Source organism: Arthrobacter sp. SO3 (assembly GCF_020532825.1).
In the GTDB taxonomy this organism is placed as follows: domain Bacteria; phylum Actinomycetota; class Actinomycetes; order Actinomycetales; family Micrococcaceae; genus Arthrobacter.
This window is the reverse complement of the sequence record NZ_MQTS01000144.1, coordinates 1-8,791: the sequence shown is the minus strand read 5'-3', so window position 1 is coordinate 8,791 and position 8,791 is coordinate 1. Positions and strand designations below refer to the sequence as shown.

At 68.5% G+C, this 8,791-nt stretch carries 7 protein-coding genes and 1 riboswitch; of the genes, 5 read left to right on the top strand and 2 right to left on the bottom strand.

Annotated elements, in window-relative coordinates; genetic code table 11:
* Positions 1–143: 143 nt before the first annotated feature.
* Positions 144–1,532, bottom strand: a complete 1,389-nt coding sequence (locus tag BJQ90_RS13575; protein ID WP_226760779.1) for a glucose-6-phosphate dehydrogenase — start codon at positions 1,530–1,532, stop codon at positions 144–146.
* A 152-nt stretch (positions 1,533–1,684) separates the two neighbouring features.
* Here BJQ90_RS13575 and ffh point away from each other — a divergent pair, with 152 nt between their 5' ends.
* Positions 1,685–3,280, top strand: a complete 1,596-nt coding sequence (gene ffh, locus BJQ90_RS13570) for a signal recognition particle protein (protein ID WP_226760778.1) — start codon at positions 1,685–1,687, stop codon at positions 3,278–3,280.
* A 58-nt stretch (positions 3,281–3,338) separates the two neighbouring features.
* Complete coding sequence (locus BJQ90_RS13565; protein WP_226760777.1) at positions 3,339–4,088, top strand: alpha/beta hydrolase; 750 nt, start codon at positions 3,339–3,341, stop codon at positions 4,086–4,088.
* Here the strand turns inward: BJQ90_RS13565 and thiC are convergent.
* The gene (thiC, locus tag BJQ90_RS13560) at positions 4,085–5,920 is read right to left on the bottom strand and encodes a phosphomethylpyrimidine synthase ThiC (protein WP_413463682.1); all 1,836 of its coding nucleotides are present in this window, start codon (positions 5,918–5,920) and stop codon (positions 4,085–4,087) included. The two genes, BJQ90_RS13565 and thiC, sit on opposite strands and share 4 nt — an antisense overlap.
* Positions 5,916–6,023, bottom strand: a riboswitch (TPP riboswitch). It overlaps the preceding gene by 5 nt.
* A gap of 76 nt (positions 6,024–6,099) precedes the next feature.
* Here thiC and BJQ90_RS13555 point away from each other — a divergent pair.
* The 3 genes from BJQ90_RS13555 (at position 6,100) to BJQ90_RS13545 (ending at position 8,654) form a co-directional block, all read left to right on the top strand.
* A complete protein-coding gene (locus BJQ90_RS13555; protein ID WP_226760776.1) occupies positions 6,100–6,594 on the top strand; it encodes a GNAT family N-acetyltransferase in 495 nt (164 codons plus the stop codon).
* A gap of 3 nt (positions 6,595–6,597) precedes the next feature.
* On the top strand, positions 6,598–7,680 hold the full coding sequence (locus tag BJQ90_RS13550) for an amidohydrolase family protein (RefSeq protein ID WP_226760775.1): 1,083 nt from the start codon (positions 6,598–6,600) through the stop codon (positions 7,678–7,680).
* 98 nt (positions 7,681–7,778) lie between these two features.
* Positions 7,779–8,654 carry a VOC family protein gene (locus tag BJQ90_RS13545; RefSeq protein WP_226760774.1) on the top strand — a complete coding sequence of 292 codons (876 nt, stop codon included), beginning with the start codon at positions 7,779–7,781 and terminating at the stop codon, positions 8,652–8,654.
* Positions 8,655–8,791: the final 137 nt, after the last annotated feature.

Sequence of the window (8,791 nt, the reverse complement as noted above, 5' to 3'; positions counted from 1 at the left end):
CCGCACCGGAGAGCGCGGATCGGCTGCCATCTAGCCGGCAGCTTCAACACCAAGGCGGGCCGGGTACCTGGAAGGGTTCCCGGCCCGCCGTTGTTTTGGTCTGCGGATGTTTTGGTCTGTGGACCACCTGACGACGACGCCGGTCAGCGCGGCCAGCCGTCCGGCCCGGCGCTACCGGCGGCGTACTCCTCCAAGGGCGCGCTGTCCCGGGCCCAGGCCTTGAGGACGGGCTCCAGGATCCGCCAGCAGTCTTCCGCGGTATCGGCGCGGACGGAGAGGAGGGGATCGCCGGTCAGGACGCCCTCGAGGACTTCACCGTACGGCAGCAGTTCGGAGGCGCTGAGCTCGGCCTTCAGGGTCGCGCGGTCCAGGCTCAGGACATCGCCGGGGCCGTTCACGTCGACGTCGAACTGCAGGGTGTCCGGTCCGAAGCCGATCCGGAGCTGGTTGGGGGAGTCCACCCCGGAAAAGCCTTTCGGCAGGTGCGGTACCGGCCGGAAGGTCACCACGGCTTCCTTGCGTTTGGTGCCCAGGGCCTTGCCGGAACGCAGGATGAACGGGACGCCCTGCCAGCGCCAGTTGTCGATCTCCACCTCGACCTCGGCCAGCGTCTCGGTGCCGCGGGCCGCGTCGACGCCTTCTTCCTTGGCGTAGTCCGGAACCTTGCGGCCGCCGAGGGATCCCGCGGTGTACCGGGCGCGGCGCGTGCTCTTGGCATAGGGGGCCTTGATGCTGCTGGCCCGCAGCACCGTGGCCACGGCGTCGCGGAGGTCCCGTTCGTCCACCGATGCGGGCGGCTCGATCGCCATCAGGGCCATGATCTGCAAAAGGTGGCTCTGGATCATGTCGCGCAAGGCTCCGGCGCCGTCGTAATAACGGGCCCGCCCCTCCAGCGCGAGGTCCTCGTCGAAGACGATCTCGACCTTTTCGATGTGCTCCCGGTTCCACACCGGCTCCAGGAAGGTGTTGGCGAAGCGCAGGCCCAGGATGTTCAGCACCGTCGCCTTGCCCAGGAAGTGGTCCACCCGGTGGATATGGTCCTCCGGGACCAGGGCGGCCAGGGTGCGGTTGAGGTGCCGGGCGGATTCCGCGCTGGAACCAAAGGGTTTCTCCATGACCAGCCGGGTCCCGGCGGGCACCTGGCCGGGAGCCAGCGCCTCGCAGGCCAGCTGGCTGACGCGCGGCGGCAGGGCGAAATACACGGCGACCGGCCCCTCCAGCTCCGCCAGCAGTCCGGCCAGCTGCCCTTCGGCCGTGACGTCGAGCTGGTGGTAGCTGGTGGTTTCGCGGATCCGTTTCAGTTCCCGCCGGCCATAGGCGTCGGCCTGGGAGTTGGCGTCGGCGAAGGACTCCTCAATGCGTTCCAGCCATTGATCCGGGGTCCAGTCGTCGGACCCGGCGCCCACCAGGGTCAGTCCGCCGGCGCGTCCCCGGGACACGAGCCTGGCAAGGCCCGGCAGCAGGAGCCTTCCGGTGAGGTCGCCCGAGGCGCCCAGGATGAGCAAGGTTTTCACAGTTGTTTGGCTGGTCACCTAAGTCAGCATGCCATCTTGAAGGCGCGTCTTGGTACCCTAGATAGTCGAGTCCCGTTGTCGAGGCGGTTCGTTCAGGCGAACATCAGTCGCGACGCTGGCGTGCCGGACCGGCCGCCATCCGCAGATCCACTGAAAGAAGTGCACGGCGCGTGTTCAATTCACTCTCTGACCGGTTGACAGCAACCTTCAAGAATCTCCGTGGCAAGGGCCGCCTGACCGAGGCGGATGTTGATGCCACGGTCCGCGAAATCCGGCGTGCCCTCCTGGACGCCGATGTCGCCGTGTCCGTCGTCCGCGAATTCACCGGGCGTGTGCGCGAGCGTGCCCTCGGCGCCGAGGTCTCCGCCGCACTGAACCCGGGCCAGCAGATCGTGAAGATCGTCAACGAGGAGCTCGTGGAGATCCTCGGCGGTGAGACCCGCCGGATCCGGCTGGCCAAGACCGGGCCCACCATCATCATGCTTGCCGGCCTCCAGGGCGCCGGCAAGACGACCCTGGCGGGCAAGCTCTCCAAGTACCTCAAGGCGCAGGGCCACAGCCCCATGCTGGTGGCCTGCGACCTGCAGCGTCCCAATGCCGTGACCCAGCTCCAGGTCGTCGGCCAGCGCGCCGGCGTGCCCGTCTTCGCACCGCACCCGGGCGCGACCTCCACCGAACTGGACCACCCGGCCGGCGACCCGGTCGCGGTCGCCCGCGCCGGCGTCGAGGAAGCCCGCCGCACGCTGCACGACGTCGTCATCGTTGACACCGCCGGCCGGACCGGCGTGGACGCCGAGATGATGGAACAGGCGCGCCAGATCCGCCGCGCCATCGTTCCGAACGAAGTGCTGTTCGTGGTCGACGCCATGATCGGCCAGGACGCCGTCAACACGGCCATGGCCTTCGACGAAGGCGTCAACTTCACCGGCATCGTGCTTTCCAAGCTCGACGGCGACGCCCGCGGCGGCGCCGCGCTCTCGGTCTCCTCCGTCACCGGCAAACCCGTGATGTTCGCGTCCACCGGCGAAGGCCTGGACGACTTCGAGCTCTTCCACCCGGACCGCATGGCCTCACGCATCCTCGACCTCGGTGACGTGCTTACACTGATCGAGCAGGCGGAGAAGTCCTGGGATAAGGACGAGGCTGCCCGGATGGCGAAGAAATTCGCCGACCAGGAAGACTTTACCCTGGAGGACTTCCTCTCCCAGATGCAGCAGATCCGCAACATGGGTTCCATGAAGAAGATGCTCATGATGATGCCCGGGGCGCAGAACATCCGGCAGCAGCTCGAGCAGTTCGACGAGCGTGAAATTGACCGCGTCGAGGCGATCGTGCGTTCCATGACCCCGCATGAACGAGTGGCCCCCAAAATCATCAACGGTTCCCGCCGGGCCAGAATTGCCCGCGGCTCCGGTGTGCATGTCTCCGAGGTCAACGGCCTGCTGGAACGTTTTGCCCAGGCCCAGAAGATGATGAAGAAGATGGCTGCCGGCGGAGGCATGCCCGGCATGCCCGGAATGCCGGGGATGCCCGGCATGGGCGGCGGAGGGGCCCGGAAGGGTGCCAAGAGCGCACCCAAGAAGAAGGCCCGCTCCGGCAACCCGGCCAAGGCCGCGCAGGAGCTCAAGGATGCCCAGGCCCGCCGGACCGAAGGCGCCAAGGCCCTTCCGACCGGTGCCGCGTTCGGGCAGCAGGGCGGCGACTTCGATCCGTCCCAGCTGAACCTGCCCAAGGGCTTCGACAAGTTCCTCGGCGGCGGCAAATAGGGCCCCCCGGCCGAAATGTCGGCGGCCCGTTGCCGGGCCGGTGTCATAGGGTTAGATCATGTACAAGCAGCGCGTAGTTTTCGTCCACGGGGCGGGCAGCTTCGGCGCTGCCGCGTGGCCGAAACAGCACGGAATGGCGCTGAACTACGACGCGCTGTTCCTGCGCCGCCACGGTTATGACCCCGTCGCCGAGCCGCTGGAGACGGACTTCGCCGCCGACGCCGCCATTGTCCTCCGCGCCCTGTCCGACGACGGCCGCGGCCGGGCCGGCGGCCACGTCGTGGCCCATTCGCAAGGGGCCATCTCCGCGATGATGGCCGCCGTCGAACGCCCGGACCTGGTGCACTCCCTGACCCTCGTGGAACCGGCCTGCCTCTCGCTCACCGCGGACCAGCCGGCGACTGCCGCCCACCGCGCGTTGATGCAGCCGCTCTTCGAAGTCCGCCACCACCTGAGTGATGAGGATTTCCACCGCGAATTCGTGCGCCGGGTGTTCGCGGCCCATACCCCGGCACAAGCGACCCTGGGTGCGCCAAGTCCGGAGGACCAGCGGGAGGCGCGCCGCCTGCGGCTGCAGGCTCCGCCCTGGGAAGCCCCGCTGCAGATCGTTCCCGGCGTCCCGACGCTGGTCCTGACCGGAGGCTGGGAGCCGCTCTATGAGGAGATCGCAGGCTACCTGCGTGAGACCGGCGCCCTGCACCGCACCGCGGCGGGCGGGCACCGGCCCCAGGATTCAGCAGAGGGCAACCGGCTCATCCGGGCGTTCATCGCCGACGTCGGCCGGCAGCAGCACGCCCACGCCTCCTAGAGGGGTGCGGGGCCGCCCACGGCAGGCTCCGGCAGGTAAACCTTGCCGCCCGAGGCCAGGAACTCGGTGCTCTTCGCCCGCATCCCGGCTGCCAATCCCGCCAGCGCGGCCTGCGAGTCGGCGGACCCGTACTCATCGCGGATGTCCTGGCTGATCCGCATGGAGCAGAACTTGGGACCGCACATCGAGCAGAAATGGGCCGTCTTGGCCGGCTCCGCGGGCAGCGTCTCGTCGTGGAACGACTCGGCCGTCACGGGGTCCAGGGACAGCGCGAACTGGTCCCGCCAGCGGAACTCAAACCGTGCCTTGGACAAGGCGTCGTCGCGTTCGTGCGCTCCGGGGTGTCCCTTGGCGAGATCTGCGGCGTGGGCCGCGATCTTGTAGGTGATGACGCCGGTCTTCACGTCGTCTTTGTTGGGCAGGCCGAGGTGTTCCTTGGGGGTGACGTAGCACAGCATGGCCGTGCCGTAGCGGGCGATCTCGGTGGCGCCGATTGCGGAGGTGATGTGGTCATAGCCCGGGGCAATATCGGTCACCAGCGGCCCGAGCGTATAGAACGGGGCACCCTTGCAGAGTTCCTGCTGGCGCTCCACGTTTTCCCGGACGAGGTGGAACGGCACGTGTCCGGGGCCCTCCACCATGACCTGCACATCGAACTCCCAGGCCCGCTGGGTGAGCTCGGCCAGGGTGTCCAGTTCGGCGAACTGCGCCGCGTCGTTGGCGTCTGCGGTCGCACCGGGCCGCAGGCCGTCACCGAGCGAGAACGCGACGTCGTAGCGGGCGAAGATTTCGCAGAGCTCGTCGAAGTGGGTGTAGAGGAAGTTTTCCTGATGGTGGGCCAGGCACCAGCCGGCCATAATGGCTCCGCCGCGGGACACGATGCCGGTGACCCGGTCCGCGGTCAGCGGCACATAGCGCAGCAGCACGCCGGCGTGGATGGTCATGTAGTCCACCCCTTGCTCGCACTGTTCAATCACGGTGTCCCGGAAGATTTCCCAGGTCAGGGCGTTCGCCTCGCCGTTGACCTTCTCCAGCGCCTGGTAGATGGGGACCGTGCCGATGGGGACGGGGGAGTTGCGGAGGATCCACTCGCGCGTGGTGTGGATGTCGTCGCCGGTGGAGAGGTCCATCACCGTGTCCGCACCCCATTGCGTGGCCCACTGGAGTTTGTCGACTTCCTCGGCGATGGAGCTGGTCACCGCGGAGTTGCCGATGTTGGCGTTGATTTTCACCAGGAACGCCTTACCGATGATCATCGGCTCGGATTCGGGGTGGTTGACATTGCTGGGGATAATGGCGCGGCCCGCCGCGACCTCGCTGCGCACGAGCTCCACCTCGCAGTTTTCCCGCAGTGCGACGAACCGCATCTCCTGGGTGATGACCCCGTCCCGTGCGTAGCGCATCTGCGTGACCGTCCGGCCGTCGACCGCACGCCGCGGCACCGGCCGCTCGCCCCTCCACTCTGCGGATGCCGCGCCCCGGCGCACGGCGGACTTCCCGTCGTCGAGCAGCGCCCGGGCCCGGCCGGCGTAGGTTTCGGTGTCAGCCCGGGCTTCAATCCAGGGCACCCGGAACGGCTCCAGCCCGCGGACCGGATCGCTGCCGGGCCCGGCAGTGCGGTACACCCGGAACGGGGCGTTCCCGGTACCGTCGGGGGAGCCCGCCAGGGCGATTTCGGTCACCGGGACGCGGATGCCGTGTTCCAGGTCCTGGTCAAACGCCAGGGAGTGGGACTCCAGCGACCGCGTACGGGGGTCGGGCTCCATCTGGCCCGTCAGCTCGCCGGCTGGCTGGTTGTGGACAGGGCTGTGCTGCGTCAATGGTGTGTTCACGGAAACACTCACTTCCTTCGCCGGCATTACCCGGACAGGTTCAACGGTCGCAGGCCGCGTCAGCCCGATCTCAGCCCCTGCAAGGGCACCCGTGTGGTCGTAGACGAAGCTACCACGTGCCGCCCGAAGGGCTGTCGAGTGTGACGGCGGCCGTCAGGGCCCGGTGTTAGCGTGGCATCGTGACGCAGTCCAGGGCAGTGCCCCGCATCAGGGAGGCGGCGCCGGAAGACCTTGCGGCGCTGCCTGCTGTTGAAGCGGCGGCTGACCGCCTCCTCGAAGCGGAGCTGGGGCACCAGGTGCTCCCGGAATTGCCGTCGGCAGGTGTTCCGCTCTTCATCCTGGTCGCCGGAAACCCGCCCGTGGGGTTTGCCCGCGTCGAGGCGGTCGGCGGCCAGCCCCATCTGGGACAACTTTCCGTGCATCCCGACGCTGCCGGGCGCGGGCTCGGACGTGCGCTGGTGGAGGCCGCCATCGGCGCGGCCCGGGACCGTGGCTATCAATCGATGACGCTTTGCACCTTCGCGGGGATTCCGTTCAATGCGCCGTTTTACGCGAGCTGTGGCTTCGAGGAACCCGATGACCCCGGGCCGGCGCTGGCCGCCGTGCGGTCCCACGAAGCGGAGCTGGGGCTGGATGGGCTGGGCCGGCGGCTCGCGATGCGGATTAGGCTTTAAGCCATGACCAGCATCATCGAGTTCACCGGCACCGTCCTCACCGGACCCGACAGGGAACGCCACGGATTGTGGTCCGTCGGCGGCGTCCTGACCTTCCAGCGGCCCGCCTCCGCCCCGGACCTTGTCCTGGACGGCTGGGTCATTCCCGGCCTGGTCGACGCGCACTGCCACATCGGGCTTGGCCCCGAGGGGGACGTCCCGGAGCAACTGGCGGAAGAACAAGCCATGGCCGACCGCGACGCCGGAACCCTCCTTGTCCGCGATGCCGGTGCCGTCCACGACACCCGCTGGATCCAGCACCGCGCGGACCTGCCCCGCATCATCCGCTCGGGCCGGCATATCGCCAGGACCCGGCGGTACCTCCGCGGGTTCGCCGTCGAGGTGGAGCCGGAGAATCTGGTGGAGGCAGTGCGCAAGCAGGCGCGGGCCGGTGACGGCTGGGTCAAACTCGTGGGGGACTGGATCGACCGCGACGCCGGCGACCTCGCGGCGAGCTTCCCCGCCGGGGTGCTGAAACAAGCCATCGGGGCCGCCCACGACGAAGGCGCCCGGGTCACGGCGCACTGCTTCGCCGAAGACACCCTGGATGACATGCTCGACGCCGGCATCGACTGCATCGAGCACGCGACCGGCCTGCTCCCGCGGCATCTGGCGCGCTTCGTCGAACAGGGTGTTCCGATCGTCCCCACGCTTATCAATATCGCCACGTTCCCCGGCATCGCCGCGCAGGCGGAGGCGAAGTTCCCCCGCTACGCAGCGCACATGCGCTCCCTCTGGGAGCGCCGTGCGGAACGTGTCCTGGCAGCCTTCGAAGCCGGTGTCACCATCTACGCCGGGACGGACGCCGGCAGCGTCATCAGGCACGGGCGCATCGTCGACGAACTCCAGGCGCTGCACGCCGCCGGACTCCCTGCGAAGGCGGCCCTCGACGCCGGTTCCTGGGCTGCCCGGGCCTGGCTTGGGGCGGCCGGCATCACCGACGGTGCCAGCGCCGACGCGCTGGTCTGTGCCGAGGATCCGCGGCGCAACCTGGCCACCCTGCAGGAGCTGCGGCACATCGTGCTGCGCGGGGAACTGGTCCGGTAGGACCACTCCTGGCCCATGAGGAATAAATTGAAGCTTCAAGTAATTTATCTATATGAGGTCATCGAAGGTCGGTGGCCGCCAAGTACCGGAGCGATCACATGACTGCAGAAACCAGCACCCATGATCTTCTTCCCGCCGAACTCACCATGGGCACCGTGATGCTCAAGGTCGGCGACATGAAGGTCATGACGGACTACTACCAGCGCGCACTCGGCCTCGACATCGTGGCGGAGCAGGACGGCGGGCTGTACCTCGGGCGCCGGCAGAAGCCGCTGGTCCACCTGGCACCGGCGCCGGGGCTGAGCGTCCCGTCCCGCGGCGAGGCCGGCCTCTTCCACACGGCACTGCTCTTCGATGACCAGTCCTCCCTCGCCGCCACTGTCGCCAGTGCGGCGCAGTACGAACCGCAGTCCATCACCGGCAGTGCCGACCACCTCGTCAGCGAAGCGTTCTACTTCAACGATCCCGAGGGCAACGGCATCGAGCTCTACTGGGACCGCCCCCGCGACGCCTGGTCCTGGGACGGCACCAGCGTGGTCATGGACAGCCTGGCGCTGCCGCCGCAGCGCTTCCTCGAGCAGTTCCTCACCGAGGAATCCGTCAGCGGGCAGCGCGAAGCCGCGGCCGGCGTCGGCCACGTCCACCTCCAGGTCGGCGACGTCCAGTCCGCCCAGGACTTCTACGTCGGAACCCTCGGCTTCGAGCGGACCGCGGGCTGGCACGGCCAGGCCCTGTTCGTCTCGGCCGGCGGCTACCACCACCACATGGCCATGAACGTTTGGAACAGCCGCGGCGCCGGCCCGCGCCGCGACACCCTGGGACTTGGCGAGGTGCTGATCGAAGTACCGGCCGGAGACGACATCGGAGCCCTCGCCGACCGCCTCAAGACCGCCGGGGTCCAGTCCCACCACACCGGAGCCGAACTGCGCTTCGAGGACCCGTGGCGCAACCGGATCCGCGTCGCCGTCCGCTGAACACCCGCAGTCCCCGGCGCCCGCCCTGCTGGAATCCCCCGGCTGGGCCCGAGGGACATGCCCAGCGCAGGCGGCAGCGAGTGGACATAGTGGCCCTATGTCCACTCGTGCAGGTCAGGGGAGGGCATGTCCAGCGG

Coding starts and splice junctions, on each gene's coding strand:
- BJQ90_RS13545 (WP_226760774.1), top strand. CDS start 7,779: ATGACTGCAGAAACCAGCACCCATGATCTTCTTCCCGCCGAACTCACC.
- BJQ90_RS13565 (WP_226760777.1), top strand. CDS start 3,339: ATGTACAAGCAGCGCGTAGTTTTCGTCCACGGGGCGGGCAGCTTCGGC.
- BJQ90_RS13550 (WP_226760775.1), top strand. CDS start 6,598: ATGACCAGCATCATCGAGTTCACCGGCACCGTCCTCACCGGACCCGAC.